This window comes from Cupriavidus sp. 10L45, assembly GCF_056395225.1.
In genome coordinates, this window is the sequence record NZ_JBFTJC010000001.1 from 293,075 (window position 1) to 306,865 (window position 13,791).

The window sequence follows — 13,791 nt, forward strand, 5'->3', positions numbered from 1 at the left end:
CGGACCTCGTCCGGAATGGGTACTAATCGTTGAAGCGGTAAAGCAGGGCAGGATTGGTCGCGAGGATGCTGTCCCGCACGGGCTGCGGGAACCAGCGCGCGAGCAGGTTGGCGAGCGTGGTGTCGTCGGGCTTGACCGACTCCGTTGCGTGAGGCCAATCGGTTCCCCACACGAGGCGCGATGAGAACCGGTCGGCGATGCCAGCGACGAAGTCATCGAGCGGATGGAGGTCGGGGCTGCCGTGCGGCACCGCGATGTAGGCGCCCGATAGCTTCAGCCATCCGCGGCCGCTTCCGAGCAGCTTGTTGACCGCGCGTGTCATCAGGGGGGCGAGCGATGGTTCGGTGCAGGCCCGTGCGAAGTGATCGACCACGATATCGATGCCGAGACCCAGCAGATGGTCCACTTCCTGCACGAAATCGTCCGGCACCATGTGGACTTGCAGATGCCAGCCAAGGTGACGAAGCCGCGCGGCCAGCGGCTTGGCCATCGAAATGTCGGTCGCGCCTCTTTGGACAAGATTGAAGCGCGCGCCAACGACGCCTGCAGCTGCCAACCGTTCCAGTTCCCCATCGGAGGTGTCCGGAGTGACGACGGCCACGCCTCGCGCGAACGGACCGAAATATTGCAATGCCGCGAGCGTGGCCCGATGGTCGGTGCCATACGATGACGGCTGGACGATGACATTGCGCCTGATGCCAAGGCGCTCGCGAAGACGCTCGTATTGAGCGGGCGTCGCGGCATCATGCGTCAGCACTGCGTTGTCCAAGAACGGTAGCGCCGGATCGAAGATGTGCATGTGGCAATCACATGCGTTCTCAGGCATGGCGAACGACGGCGCGTCGGTGCCTGTCGAGTGAGGAACGTTGTCCGTCATTGCGTGACGCTCCTGAGTCGTATCAGCGTTTGGCCGCCGCGGAGGTGTTCCAGAACCGATAGGTGCGTTCGAGTTCGGATTTGGCCTCCGGAATTGAGGATGACTCCACCAGATCCAGCGACATATCGCTCACTTGCTTCCGTACGTCCGGGTCGGCGAGCGTCTTGCGCAGGGCCGCGTTGAACTTGTCCGCGATCGCCGGTGGCAGGTTCTTCGGCGCGAAGAACGCATTGAAGCTGTTCAGGTTCAGGCCCGGCACGCCGCCTTCGGTAAAGGTCGGCACGTCGGGCAGTACGGGCGAGCGCTTGTCGCCCGTGACCGCGAGCAGGCGAACCTTCTTCGCGCGCGCCATGGTCACGGCTTCGGGAGAACCGGTTACACCGGACGCGAGCTGGCCGCCGATGAGTTGCGGCATCATCAGCGCAGATCCGTTGAAGGGAATGGCTTCGATTGCGACGCCCGACTTCTTGCCGACGCTCCTGCCGATGAGATCCGGCATCCCGCCCATCAGCGGCACACCGTAATTGCGTTTGCCAGGGTCGTTCTTCGCCAGCTCCATGAACTGCTGGAGGGTCGTTGCGGGGCTGGTGGTCGGGACAGAGAGCACCCACTGGAAGCGGGCGACGGTGCCAACAGCCGTGAAGTCGCGCAAGGCGTCATACCCGGCCGTCGGGGTAATCAACGGCACGATCACGACGGAGTGGTCCAGCGCGAGCAGATACACGGCGCCGTCGGCGGGTGCGTTCTTGACGTAGGCGGTGCCGATCTGGCCGCTGGCGCCGGGGCGGTTCTCCACCACCACGGTGTGGCCGAGTTCCCTGGCGAGTCCTGGTGCAAGCAGGCGAGCGAGCGCATCGGTGGCGCCGCCCGCGGCGAACGGTACGACGATGCGGATGGGGCCGGCGTATTCCGCGGCGTACGCGGCAGTAGATACGGTAGTGCTCAGGGCGAGCGCCGCCAGCATGCGCATGAGGATGTGCATGAGTGTCTCCAGAATCTTTTGGGAAAGGCGCTTCTTCGAGCGCTCCTGGGATGCGGAAGAACGCGCCCGCTGATGGGCGCGCTGAGATCAACGGAGGCCGAAGCGCTCCAGGGTCTCGCCCAGCTTGAGCAGTTCCACCATCGTCTTGCCTTCCTTCAGCGCCACGCGCATGGCTTCTTCCTTCTCCTCGCGCTCGATGCTCTTGTTGATGACGCTCTCGACCTCATCGGGCGAGACCACCACCAACCCGTCACGGTCGCCGACGATGATGTCGCCCGCATTAATCTGGACGCCGCCGAAGTGCACCGGCACGTTGACCTTGCCAGGCTGGTTCTTGCCGGTACCCTTGATGGACAGACCGCGGCAGAACACGGGGAAGCCCATCTCAATGATGGCGTTGCCATCGCGAACCGAACCGTTTACGACGAGGCCTGCGAGTCCAAGTTCAAGCGCGGCCAGCGTCAGGATGTCGCCCCACGGTCCTGCTTCGAGAAAACCCTTGGCGTCCACGACGAGCACGTCGCCGGGCTTCGTCTTGGTCAGGGCGTAGTGGATCATCAGGTTGTCGCTCGGCCGGATCTCGACGGTGACGGCCGGGCCGGCCATGCGCAGGGTCGGGTCCAGGGGCTTGAGTCCCGAATCGAGCGCGCCTTTCTGGCCCTGGGCTTCATGGATGGTGGCGGTGCCCAATGCTTTCAGGCGATCGATGTGCTGTGCGTTGGCGGACATGTCGTCTCCGTTTAGAGTGAATGCGGTGTGTCGTTGGTGAGCGCATAGTACAAAATAAAAACAATACAGTTCAAGGACAACTTAATGTGGTGCGGGTAAACGTGGAAAAAACGCGAACATCTTGGTGGGTAACCGCGGTATCTCGGTGGTATGTGTACATTAAAAGTACAACGATGCCCACGCGCCCGCGCGTCGCTCAGCGGGCGCCGGCGCATTTGGTAGCATTGCGACGCTGGCCGCCTCATGCGGTCCGGTGGGGAGTGACCCCGAGACGCGCGTCAGGAAAATCAGAAAAGCGATGAAAAAGGGCAGCGAACAGACCTACGAAGTGCTGAAGAAGCGGATCGTGGCGGGACACTACACGGCGGGCACTCAGCTCAAGGAGGAGCACATCGCCGAGGACATCGGCGTGAGCCGCACGCCGGTGCGTGCCGCCCTCAAGCGACTGATCGACGATGGCCTGGCCGTGCAGGAAAGCGGGCGTGGCGTATTCGTCACAGGCTTTACACGGTGGGATATCGAAGACATGTTCCGGCTGCGCATCCGCCTCGAGCCCTTTGCCGCGCGCCTGGCGGCCGAGCGGGCCGATGCGTCCGTCATCGCGCGCCTGAAGCAATGCAACCAAGAAATGGCCGGCGCTATCGAAGGGGCTCGCGATTCGGAAAGTGGCATTGAGGCGGTGCAGGCCGCGAACAGTCGCTTCCATCGCCTGATGCTCGATGCAGCAGGCTCCCAGCGGCTGAAGACGATCCTGGAGACCATGATCGACATGCCGATCATCACGCGCTCGTTCTTCCTCTACGAGTACGAAGACCTGTTGCGAAGCCTGCAACACCACCGTGATATCGCCATGGCCGTCGAGTTGCACGATGGCGACTTGGCCGAGCAACTCATGTCCGTGCACCTACTGGTGTCGAATCAGCGGTTCATGAGCCGGCGCTTGGACAGCTTCGAGCCACGACCGATCGACGTACAAAAATAGAACAATGTAGCGACTGCGGCGCACATTGCGGAGAGGTGACCGCGAGCATTTTCCACGTTTACCCTGCACTCTGTCGATACCCGTTGTCCTGGCTGTATTTTTTTTGTACTCTTTGGCTTCATCAGCAAGGAGGCGGTCTTGAACATCGCAATTATTGGCCTAGGCGAAGTCGGCCGGTGCTACGTCAGCACACTCGCCACGATTCCGGGCACCACTTTCCAGTTTTGCGACACCCACCTGTCGCAGACCGGCCAGGAGCTCGCCACAAGCTTCGACCTCAGTGTTCACGATCAGATCGGGCCTTGGCTCGCCGATGCCGACTGGGTGCTGTCCTGTGTGTTCGGCGCGGTGGCGCTCGACGTGGCAGGGCAGTGCTTCGACCACATGAAGCTAGGTGCGCGCTATGCCGACCTGACGACGGCAAGCCCGGGGGACAAGCGCGTGGCGGCCGTGCGTGCGAAAACCAAGGGCATCGGCTACGCGGACGTGGCGGTTATGGGGGCGATCTCGCTCGCCTTGTCGAAGACGCCGCTACTGTGCGCGGGCGATGCCGCCGACGACTTTGCAGGACTTATCCAGCGCGCGGGCGGCAATGCGCGGGTCGTCGATGGCGGTGCTGCGGGCGATGCCATCTCGTTGAAGGTTCTGCGCAGCGTGTTCACCAAGGGGATGGAAGCGCTGGCGGTGGAACTGCTCATGGCGGCGGAAAAACAGGGCGTGCGCGCGAAGCTGTATGGCGTGCTGAAGGACATCGACGACAGTCCGCTCGAAGACTTCATCAACATGCTGGTGCGCACGCACACGATTCATGCGCGTCGCCGCACCCACGAAGTGGCGGAAGCCCAGAAAGAACTGCGCGGGGCGGGGCTGACGTCGCTCGTGCTGCCCGGTGTGGAGGCCCGCTTCGCCAATACCGCCGCAGCCATCGAAACCAGCCCGGTGGGAGAGAACCCGTCGCTCGAGGACGCACTGCAGTGGCTGCTTAGCCAAGCCGCATAACGACACAAGTATCACCACGATAAAGAATTTCGGAGACAGGACATGCGTACCCTCTATCTCGCAGCAACTGCAGCGATCCTTGCCACGACGTTTGCGGCGCCGGCAGTGTCCGCTGAGGACAAATACCCCAACAAGCCCGTGCGCATGCTGGTGGGCTTCCCGCCGGGCGGCTCGGCGGACATCAATGCGCGGATCATGGCGCAGGGATTGGCATCTCAGTTTTCCGCCTCGATTGTCCCTGACAACAAGCCCGGCGCCGGTGGCAATATCGCGGCGACCGAGGCCAAGCGTGCGGCGCCGGATGGCTATACGATCTTCTACAGCACCTCGGCCATCGTGCTCGCGCCGTCCCTGTACCAGAACGTTCAATTCGATGCTTTCAATGATTTCGTCCCGATCAGCCTGACCGCCAACATCCCGCTGGTCCTCGTCACGACGCCAAACCTGCCCGTGAACAACGTCAAGGAACTCGTTGCGCATGCGAAGGCCAATCCCGGCAAGCTGAACTACGCGTCGTCAGGTTCGGGCGCACTGCTGCACCTGGGCGGTGCCCTGTTTGCCAAGGAGATGGGCATCCAGGCCACGCATGTGGCGTACAAGGGCAGCGCGCCCGCCATCACGGACCTGATCGCCGGTGCAACGCAGTTCATGTTCCTGCCGCTCAACGAGGCCACGCCGCATATCAAGGCGGGTAAGCTTAAGGCGCTTGCGCTCACCAGCAACAAGCGCACGCCGATCCTTCCCGACGTGCCCACCATCAAGGAAGCGACGGGCCTGGATTCGCTGGTGATGGGCGCTTGGCAGGGCATTCTGGTACCCAAGGGCACGCCCGGTGCCATCGTCGCGCAACTGCGCGATGCGACGGCGCACGCGTTGCAAGACAAGTCGGTGCGTGCCAAGCTGCAGGACCAGGGCTCTGAGATCCTGGGGGGAACGCCGCAGCAATACACGGACTACATGAAGAGCGAATCTGTCCGCTGGGCCCGCGTGATCAAAGAATCCGGCGCGAAGATCGAATAAGCGCACAAGTAAGCGAAGGGGCTTCGCCATTGCCACGTACTTGCGTACGTGGCATTTTTTTGGCAGGAATAGTGACGCTTTGCTTCCGCGCCCTCGCGCACATGCGGTAGATGTCCGATCAAGGCGAATCGTCCCATGTGCGCGACCCTGGCTGACGCGGGTCCGAGAGGCATTCAATAGCAGCCATCCACATTCACGCTGCCTCCGTCCGCTAATGGCCGAATCCGGAAGTCCGCTGGCCACCAGGCGTCACCGCCGGGCCGGACTTCGTAGCCGACCCATTTGGGCCGCTCAATCAACCCCTCGGTAACGGCTGTTGCCTACCTCATATCGGACGTTAGGCATGGGGATCTCCCCATGACTGTAATTCCTTCGGGTGACATCACGAGGGCCATCAAAGAAAGTGCTTGACCTTCCCATAGTGGGAATGTCCACGCTCACCGTGTTCTTCAATCAATACCCGCCGACAGCGTCGCCACCGGTTACGCTTCGCACGCCCGAGCGGCTTTTGCAATGGCTCCGGCAGCCAAGCGGCTGGCGGGGTATTTCAGCAGACCGGCTATTGAAAATCACCAAAAAGCGGCTATCCTAGGCGCTGCTCCGACACTCTAGTCCATCGTGCGACACATCGTCCGCCGGCATTCATGGTTTGCCGGCATCCTTCTAGTTGTGTTCCTGTCAGTCCAACTGGCAACGGCCGCCTATGCCTGCACCGCAGGCCAGGGCGAACTGGATGGACAGCCGTCGATGGAGACGATGGAGGCGATGCCGTCCTGCGCCGACATGGTCGAACAGGACGCCGCGCAGCACGACGGCCAGAAGGCGCTCTGCATGGCGCACTGCCAGGCCGATACCAAGCACGCCGATCATCCGGCGCCGCAGGTTCCAGCGTTCATCCCGATTCTAGTCAGCACTGTCGTCGAGCCCCCAATGCTGGACGCCGCGCCGCTATTTGCCGAGCGCGCACAGGCGCAGCCGCGTGCGCCACCGCCGCCGCACGCCATTCTTCACTGCTGTTTCCGCACCTAGCCTCCAATACCACGCCATATCGTTGTCGCTCCCAAATCCCTGGGGGCGGTGGTCGTTGTATTCGGAGGCTTTATGTCATTCCCGCGTTGCCTGAGGCTGGCGCTGCTCTGCACGTCCGCCTTCGGCATGTCGGTGTCGCTTGCCGCGGCACCACATGCCGTCCCGTCCCTATCCATTGAAGAAGCCGCTGCGCTGGCCACGGCGCGTGCGCACGATGCCGAAAACACGCACGGCGCTGTCGAATCAGCCGTGCAGATGGCCGTGGCGGCCGGCCAGTTGCCTGATCCCGTGCTCAAGGTTGGACTGAACAACGTCCCCACCGATGGCCCGGACAAGTTCTCGTTGAGTCGTGACTTCATGACCATGCGTTCGATTAGCGTGATGCAGGAATTTACGCGTGCGGACAAACGTCGGGCGCGCACCGCGCGCTTCGAGGCCGAGGCCGCTTCCGCCGATGCACAGCGCCTCGTTGGCGTGACCAATGTCCAGCGCGGCGCCGTAGTGGCATGGATCGACCGCTGGTACGCCGAGCAGGCAGCGTCGCTGCTAGGCCACCACTCGCATCCGTTGAGCCTGGCGCTGGAAGCTGCCAATGCGGCCTATCGCAGCGGCCGCGGCACGCGTGCCGATGTGCTATCCGCGCAACTGGAAGTACAGAAACTACGCGACCGTGAAAGCGAGAATCAGACAGCCCTCGATATCGCCACAGTCAATCTCTCGCGCTGGGTAGGTGCAGACGCCACGCGCCCCCTCGGTAACCGTCCGACGCTGGTGATACCGGACCGCGTGGAGCAGCTCGTCCGCACGCGCTATGACAGCGTTCCGGAAGTTGCCGCCGCCCAGCGCGACGTCACCCTTGCGGAGACGGAAGTGCGCGTGGCGGATGAAGTGCGCAAGCCCGACGTCACCGTCGAGTTGATGTACAGCCAGCGCGGCTCGGCTTACTCGAACATGGCATCGGTCAATGTGAGCTTCCCGTTGCCGTGGGATCGCGCCAATCGCCAGGACCGGGAAGTCTCCGCGAAGCTTGCACAGGCCGAGCAGGCGCGTGCCAAGGCGGAGATCGCCCAGCGCAATACCGACGCGGTAGTTGGTGCGCGACTCGCGGAAATGCGCCGCAATCTGGAGCGCCTCAAGCGCTATGACGACGCGACGCTGCCGCTGGCCAATGCGCAGGCGGAAGCCGCACTGACGGCCTATCGCGCCAATGCCGGTTCGCTGCTGGCAGTGGCTGAAGCCAATCACCGCGCCATCGATACCGCGCTGGAACGGCTGGCCCTGGAACAACGCACGACAAAGCTCTGGGCCGAGCTCACGTTCCTGACTCCGCTGCCGACTGCGCAAACCGCTTCTGCCATCAAGGATTTCAAATGAGCCCACGACTGAAGATCGCCGCAGCGTGTCTCGTCATGATCGGAGCGGCCGGGTACGCCGGCTATCGCTTCGGCGTCTCGCAGGGAATACCTGCCATGCCTGGCAAGCCGGACACGAGCGCGATGGCTAAGGGTGGTGACATCGATCCGCAAACCGGAAAGAAGATTCTCTACTGGCATGACCCGATGGTGCCCGGGCAGCGCTTCGACAAGCCTGGCAAGTCGCCTTTCATGGACATGCAGCTTGTTCCGGTTTATGCCGAGGCCGACGATGCCGGCAGTGGCGGTGTCACCATCGACAGCCGCGTTAGCCAGAACCTGGGCATCCGCACGGCAGAGGTGAGGTCCGCGCACATCGCTTCCGTACTCGAGGCGCCCGGCAATGTGGCGATCGACGAGCGCAGCATCCACGTCATCCAGGCGCGGACCACTGCCTTCGTCCAGCATGTGGGCGTGCGCGCTACGCTCGATCCGGTACGGCAGGGGCAGACGCTGGTCAGCCTCTACTCGCCGGATTGGGTGGCGGCACAGGAGGAATACCTGGCCGTGGCACGATTGCCGTCAACGATCCAAGGCGACCTGGTCGGTGCTGCAAAAGCGCGCATGCTGCAAGCCGGCATGACGCCGGGCCAGGCCGATGCGGTCGCCCGTTCGGGCAAGCTGCAGACGGGCCAGGGCATTGCCAGCCCGCTGGATGGCGTGGTCACCGAAATCGCCGTACGCGAGGGTATGACGGTCACCCCCGGTATGACGCTGTTCCGATTGGCGGATCTTGGCCAGGTGTGGGTGATTGCCGAGGTGCCCGAGGCCCAGGCGCGTGCCATTGCGCCCGGACAGGCCGCCACGGTGTCGGCCACCGCTGCGCCGGAACTCGTGACCGGCAAGGTCGATGCGATCCTGCCCGACGTCAATCCGGCCACGCGTACCATCAAGGTCCGTATCGTGTTGCCGAACAAGCAGCGCCGGTTGGTGCCGGGCATGTTCGCCAACGTGCGGTTCGATAGCGGCGAACGCCAGGACGTGTTGCAGGTTCCATCCGAAGCTGTGATTCGCACGGGTCAGCGCAACATCGTCATTGTCGATGCGGGCCCGCAGGGCTACGTCTCCACGGAAATCCGCACGGGGCACGAAGCCGAAGGCATGACCGAAGTCCTTTCCGGACTGCGCGCCGGCCAAAAGATCGTTGTCTCCGGCCAGTTCCTGATCGACTCCGAAGCCAGCCTGCGCGGGACGTCGCAGCGGCTGGCGTCGCCCGCCGCTGCGTCGGCGCCTGCCGCGGCTGCGCAGGCGCACGAAGGTACAGGCCGCATCGAGTCTGTCAATGCGGGCGGACTGACCATTTCCCATGGCCCGATTCCCTCGGCGCAATGGGGACGAATGACCATGGATTTCGCGACGCACGATGCGGCGTTGCTGAAGGGTCTGAAGCCGGGCGATCGCATCCGGTTTCAATTCCGTCTCGATCAGGATGGCGCGGCCACGCTATCGTCGGTACAACCGACCGGCGCTGGGGGAGGCAAGCCATGATTGCGCATGTCATCCTCGCGTCGATACGTAATCGCTTCCTCGTGCTGCTGGCCACAGTCATGCTGATGGCATGGGGACTCTGGGCCATTCGCAGCACACCGCTCGACGCCTTGCCAGATCTGTCGGACACGCAGGTCATCATCCGCACCACGTTCCCGGGCCAGGCCCCGCAACTCGTCGAGAACCAGGTCACCTATCCGCTGACCACCACCATGCTGTCGGTGCCTGGCGCCAAGACGGTACGCGGCTATTCGTTCTTCGGGGATTCCTTCGTCTACGTGCTGTTCGAGGATGGAACGGATCCCTACTGGGCGCGCTCTCGCGTGCTGGAGTATCTGAATCAGGTGCAATCCCGCCTGCCGCCCGCGGCCCGGCCCGCGCTGGGACCCGACGCCACCGGGGTGGGCTGGATCTATGAGTACGCGCTGGTCGACCGCACCGGCCGGCACGACCTGAGCCAGTTGCGTGCGCTGCAGGACTGGTTCCTGCGCTTCGAGTTGAAATCCTTGCCGAACGTCGCCGAGGTGGCGTCGCTGGGCGGCATGGTCAGGCAGTACCAGGTAGTACTGATGCCGGACCGACTGCGTGCCTACAATCTGTCGCAAGCCAAGGTACTGGCCGCGATTCGCGGCGCCAACCAGGAAGCAGGGGGCTCCGTGCTGGAGCTCGGGGAAGCGGAGTACATGGTCAGGGCATCGGGCTATCTGAAGACACTCGATGACTTCAGGCAGATTCCGATCGAGACGAGCAGTGCCGGCGTACCCGTGCGTCTGGGCGATATCGCCACGATCCAGCTCGGCCCCGAAACGCGGCGCGGCATCTCCGAACTCAACGGCGAGGGCGAAGTGGCGGGCGGCGTCATCGTCATGCGCTCGGGCAAGAATGCGCTGGAGACGATCGACGCGGTCAAGGCCAAGCTGGAAGTCCTCAGAAAGAGCTTGCCGGCAGGCGTCGAGATTGTCACGACCTATGATCGCTCCGCGCTGATCCACCGAGCGGTGGACAACCTCAGTCACAAGCTCGTGGAAGAGTTCATTGTCGTCGCGCTGGTCTGCCTGCTCTTTCTGTTTCACCTGCGTTCGGCCTTGGTAGCCATTGTGTCGCTGCCGCTTGGCGTGCTGGCCGCGTTTCTCGTCATGCGCTATCAGGGCGTGAATGCCAACATCATGTCATTGGGTGGCATCGCCATTGCCATTGGGGCGATGGTGGATGCTGCCGTCGTGATGATCGAGAATGCGCACAAGCACCTGGAGCGCTGGCACGCGGAGCATCCCGGCAAGCCATTGGAAGGGGCCGATCGCTGGCGCGTGATCAGCGATTCAGCGGCTGAGGTGGGGCCGGCGCTGTTCTTCTCGCTGCTGATCATCACGCTGTCCTTCGTGCCTGTGTTCACGCTCGAAGCGCAGGAGGGCCGCCTGTTCTCGCCATTGGCCTTCACCAAGACGTACTCCATGGCGGCGGCGGCGGGGCTGTCGATTACGCTGGTGCCTGTGCTGATGGGATACCTGATTCGTGGGCGCATTCCGGCTGAACAGGCCAACCCGCTTAACCGCTGGCTGATCCGCATCTACCAACCCATCCTCACGAAGGTTCTTGAGTATCCGAGGACAACGCTCGTGGTGGCTGCCATCGTGCTGGCGGCGACGGCATGGCCAATCATGCGAATCGGCGGCGAATTTATGCCGCCGCTTGATGAGGGCGACGTGCTCTACATGCCATCGGCGCTGCCCGGCCTTTCCGCTGGAAAGGCGGCGCAACTGCTGCAGCAGACCGACCGGTTGATCAAATCCGTGCCGGAAGTCGCCACCGTCCATGGCAAGGCCGGCCGCGCGGATTCCGCAACCGATCCGGCGCCGCTCGAAATGTTCGAGACCACGATCCAGTTCAAGCCGCGCGATCAGTGGCGCGCGGGCATGACGCCGGACAAACTGGTGGAAGAACTCGATCGCGTGGTGAAAGTGCCGGGGCTGTCCAATATCTGGGTGCCGCCGATCCGCAACCGCATCGACATGCTGGCCACCGGCATCAAGAGCCCGGTGGGCATCAAGGTGGCGGGCACGGACCTGAAGGAGATCGACCGAATCGCCACTCGCATTGAAGAAACCGTGAAGACCGTGCCCGGCGTCACATCGGCGCTGGCGGAGCGCCTGACCGGTGGACGCTACATTGATATCGATATCGATCGCTCGGCGGCTGGCCGCTACGGACTCAATATCGCCGATGTACAGGGCATCGTGTCCTCGGCCATAGGTGGCGACAACATAGGCGAAGTGGTCGATGGACTGGCGCGCTTTCCGATCAATCTGCGTTACCCGCGCGACTACCGCGATTCAGTCGAGCAATTGCGCAGGCTGCCCATCGTCACTGATCGCGGACAACAGATCGTCCTCACCGATGTAGCGCGCATCCAGGTGGTGCAAGGCCCGCCTATGCTGCGTAGCGAAAACGCGCGGCTGTCAGGATGGATCTACGTCGACATCCGAGGACGCGACTTGCAATCTGCTGTTCGTGATATGCAGGCCGCCGTTGCCAAGACAGTGCCGATGCCGGCCGGCTATTCGCTGAGTTGGTCTGGACAGTTCGAATATCTGGAACGTGCGAGCGCAAAGCTGAAGATGGTGGTGCCATTCACCTTGGCGATCATTTTCGTGCTGCTTTTCCTGGTGTTCGGTCGTCTGGACGAAGCGCTGCTGATCATGGGGACGCTGCCACTGGCCTTGATCGGTGGTTTCTGGCTGTTGTACCTGCTTGGCTACAACCTGTCTGTAGCGGGCGTTGTCGGCTTCATCGCGCTGGCAGGCGTCGCCGCAGAATTCGGCGTGATCATGCTGCTCTATCTCAAGCACGCCTGGGAGGACCATCAGGCCCGTGGCGAAGCGGATGCCAGCGCCTTGCTCGCTGCGATCCAGGAAGGCGCCGTACAGCGGGTGCGTCCCAAGGCGATGACGGTGGCCGTTATCCTGGCCGGGTTGATCCCAATCATGTGGTCCCATGGCACGGGCTCCGAAGTCATGCAACGCATTGCGGCGCCAATGGTGGGCGGCATGGTCACGGCGCCGCTGCTGTCGCTGTTCGTGGTCCCCGCCGTGTACCTGCTGATCCGCCGTCGGCAGACGACAACCTTCCCTGCTGTAACTCACCCAACAACCCTCAAGGAGGAAGAAGCATGAAGACGTCCATTAACGCAACCCTTGGCACCATCGCGCTTGCGCTAACCATCGGCATTGTCCCGCCGGTATTCGCTGCGAATATGGAAGGCATGGACATGAAGCCAGCCGCCGACGCCACCAAGACACCTCAACCGGTGCCGGCGGAGGTCCGTAAGATCGACGTCACAACAGGCAAGATCACGCTCAAGCATGGGCCCATCGCCAACTTGGGCATGTCCGGCATGACGATGGCATTCCCGGTCAAGGATCCCACGATGCTGAAGACGTTGAAGGAGGGCGACAAGGTGTCGGCAACGTTTGACACCGTGGACGGTAAGGCAACGGTGATCGATTTGCGGAAGTGAAGCACCTTCTTGCAGGTGCTGATGGTTCATGGCGCGAGCCATCAGTATTCGTATCCGTCCGAAAGAGGATTTCAATATGTGTCGGACCTGCCAGCCAGGATGCCGCTCCGGACGTACGGGGCGGCGCAATTGATACGAAGCATGGGAGTAGGGTGTTGCCAACTTGTCAACGCCAGACGTCCGCTTTACACCCAGTTTTTCGCCCATAGCTGGCTCGAGGGCCGACTGGCCGAACTGAGACCGACGATCTGACATCCTCTTCGTAACTCTATTCGCCGCGTCCCCAACTTAGCATCAGTTCGGCTGACAGCCCTCTCCGCAACGGGAGGGCCTGTTGTAGCCGTGTCACATCGTCAGGTGTCCATCTATTTGATGGCAAACCTCACCGTGATGGTCTTTCCGTCGGCGAATGTCACGGTCGCTACGGCCTTGGCACCCCGGGGAAGCGGGACGGGTTCGCTCGCGACCAGGACGTTGTCAGATCCCGGCGTCAGTACGGTTTCGTTCTTCTCCTTGCCTGACAGCACCGTCAGCTTGCCCTTCGCGCCGCTGACGGATTTCCTGGCGTCATGATCGTCCACGTAAAGATTCGGTTTGCCATCCTTGTTGACCAGCTCGAATTGCAGGTCGCTGGCCGTCTGGACCACACCACCATACTGCGCCGGCTTGGCGCCATGTGCATGAACGAGTCCGGTGGCGCCAAGGGTGAAGGCGGCCAAGCCAATCGCTACGAGTTTTTTCATGTGTTTCTCCATGGAG

General features: G+C 62.6%; 12 protein-coding genes. 8 read left to right on the plus strand and 4 right to left on the minus strand.

Annotation, left to right across the window (positions count from 1 at the left end; all coding sequences use genetic code 11):
- Positions 1–22: 22 nt before the first annotated feature.
- The 3 genes from AC1DFU_RS01430 to AC1DFU_RS01440 all read right to left on the minus strand — a co-directional run bounded on the left by AC1DFU_RS01430 (position 23) and on the right by AC1DFU_RS01440 (position 2,588).
- Positions 23–877 (minus strand): amidohydrolase family protein, encoded by an 855-nt coding sequence (locus AC1DFU_RS01430; RefSeq protein ID WP_092295389.1) that lies wholly within the window; start codon positions 875–877, stop codon positions 23–25.
- Positions 878–899: 22 nt separating this feature from the next.
- Positions 900–1,859, minus strand: coding sequence for a Bug family tripartite tricarboxylate transporter substrate binding protein (locus AC1DFU_RS01435; RefSeq protein ID WP_255370844.1), 960 nt, complete (start codon positions 1,857–1,859; stop codon positions 900–902).
- An 87-nt stretch (positions 1,860–1,946) separates the two neighbouring features.
- Entirely contained in the window at positions 1,947–2,588 is a 642-nt protein-coding gene (locus tag AC1DFU_RS01440; protein ID WP_092295386.1) for a 4-carboxy-4-hydroxy-2-oxoadipate aldolase/oxaloacetate decarboxylase, read from the minus strand.
- A 298-nt stretch (positions 2,589–2,886) separates the two neighbouring features.
- On the opposite strand from AC1DFU_RS01440, the gene AC1DFU_RS01445 reads away from it, so the two are divergent.
- The 8 genes from AC1DFU_RS01445 (at position 2,887) to AC1DFU_RS01480 (ending at position 13,032) form a co-directional block, all read left to right on the plus strand.
- Positions 2,887–3,570: a GntR family transcriptional regulator gene (locus AC1DFU_RS01445; protein ID WP_092295383.1), complete on the plus strand. Its 684-nt coding sequence runs from the start codon at positions 2,887–2,889 to the stop codon at positions 3,568–3,570.
- A gap of 138 nt (positions 3,571–3,708) precedes the next feature.
- Positions 3,709–4,569 carry a DUF1932 domain-containing protein gene (locus tag AC1DFU_RS01450; protein ID WP_092295380.1) on the plus strand — a complete coding sequence of 287 codons (861 nt, stop codon included), beginning with the start codon at positions 3,709–3,711 and terminating at the stop codon, positions 4,567–4,569.
- A gap of 42 nt (positions 4,570–4,611) precedes the next feature.
- Positions 4,612–5,589, plus strand: coding sequence for a Bug family tripartite tricarboxylate transporter substrate binding protein (locus AC1DFU_RS01455; protein WP_092295377.1), 978 nt, complete (start codon positions 4,612–4,614; stop codon positions 5,587–5,589).
- Positions 5,590–6,207: 618 nt separating this feature from the next.
- The gene (locus tag AC1DFU_RS01460) at positions 6,208–6,618 is read left to right on the plus strand and encodes a copper resistance protein (protein WP_441592396.1); all 411 of its coding nucleotides are present in this window, start codon (positions 6,208–6,210) and stop codon (positions 6,616–6,618) included.
- Positions 6,619–6,690: 72 nt separating this feature from the next.
- Entirely contained in the window at positions 6,691–7,992 is a 1,302-nt protein-coding gene (locus tag AC1DFU_RS01465) for a TolC family protein (protein ID WP_441592568.1), read from the plus strand.
- The gene (locus AC1DFU_RS01470) at positions 7,989–9,518 is read left to right on the plus strand and encodes an efflux RND transporter periplasmic adaptor subunit (RefSeq protein WP_441592398.1); all 1,530 of its coding nucleotides are present in this window, start codon (positions 7,989–7,991) and stop codon (positions 9,516–9,518) included. Before AC1DFU_RS01465 ends, AC1DFU_RS01470 begins: the two co-directional genes overlap by 4 nt.
- Entirely contained in the window at positions 9,515–12,688 is a 3,174-nt protein-coding gene (locus AC1DFU_RS01475) for an efflux RND transporter permease subunit (RefSeq protein WP_441592400.1), read from the plus strand. The genes AC1DFU_RS01470 and AC1DFU_RS01475 overlap by 4 nt, the downstream gene beginning before the upstream one ends.
- On the plus strand, positions 12,685–13,032 hold the full coding sequence (locus AC1DFU_RS01480) for a copper-binding protein (protein ID WP_441592401.1): 348 nt from the start codon (positions 12,685–12,687) through the stop codon (positions 13,030–13,032). Before AC1DFU_RS01475 ends, AC1DFU_RS01480 begins: the two co-directional genes overlap by 4 nt.
- Before the next feature lie 365 nt (positions 13,033–13,397).
- Here the strand turns inward: AC1DFU_RS01480 and AC1DFU_RS01485 are convergent, their stop codons facing one another.
- The gene (locus AC1DFU_RS01485) at positions 13,398–13,775 is read right to left on the minus strand and encodes a hypothetical protein (protein WP_441592403.1); all 378 of its coding nucleotides are present in this window, start codon (positions 13,773–13,775) and stop codon (positions 13,398–13,400) included.
- Positions 13,776–13,791: the final 16 nt, after the last annotated feature.

Excerpts from the sequence above, each read along its gene's own strand:
- AC1DFU_RS01430 (WP_092295389.1), bottom strand. The coding sequence starts at position 877 with ATGACGGACAACGTTCCTCACTCGACAGGCACCGACGCGCCGTCGTTC.
- AC1DFU_RS01435 (WP_255370844.1), bottom strand. The coding sequence starts at position 1,859 with ATGCACATCCTCATGCGCATGCTGGCGGCGCTCGCCCTGAGCACTACC.
- AC1DFU_RS01440 (WP_092295386.1), bottom strand. The coding sequence starts at position 2,588 with ATGTCCGCCAACGCACAGCACATCGATCGCCTGAAAGCATTGGGCACC.
- AC1DFU_RS01445 (WP_092295383.1), top strand. The coding sequence starts at position 2,887 with ATGAAAAAGGGCAGCGAACAGACCTACGAAGTGCTGAAGAAGCGGATC.
- AC1DFU_RS01455 (WP_092295377.1), top strand. The coding sequence starts at position 4,612 with ATGCGTACCCTCTATCTCGCAGCAACTGCAGCGATCCTTGCCACGACG.
- AC1DFU_RS01465 (WP_441592568.1), top strand. The coding sequence starts at position 6,691 with ATGTCATTCCCGCGTTGCCTGAGGCTGGCGCTGCTCTGCACGTCCGCC.
- AC1DFU_RS01470 (WP_441592398.1), top strand. The coding sequence starts at position 7,989 with ATGAGCCCACGACTGAAGATCGCCGCAGCGTGTCTCGTCATGATCGGA.
- AC1DFU_RS01475 (WP_441592400.1), top strand. The coding sequence starts at position 9,515 with ATGATTGCGCATGTCATCCTCGCGTCGATACGTAATCGCTTCCTCGTG.
- AC1DFU_RS01480 (WP_441592401.1), top strand. The coding sequence starts at position 12,685 with ATGAAGACGTCCATTAACGCAACCCTTGGCACCATCGCGCTTGCGCTA.
- AC1DFU_RS01485 (WP_441592403.1), bottom strand. The coding sequence starts at position 13,775 with ATGAAAAAACTCGTAGCGATTGGCTTGGCCGCCTTCACCCTTGGCGCC.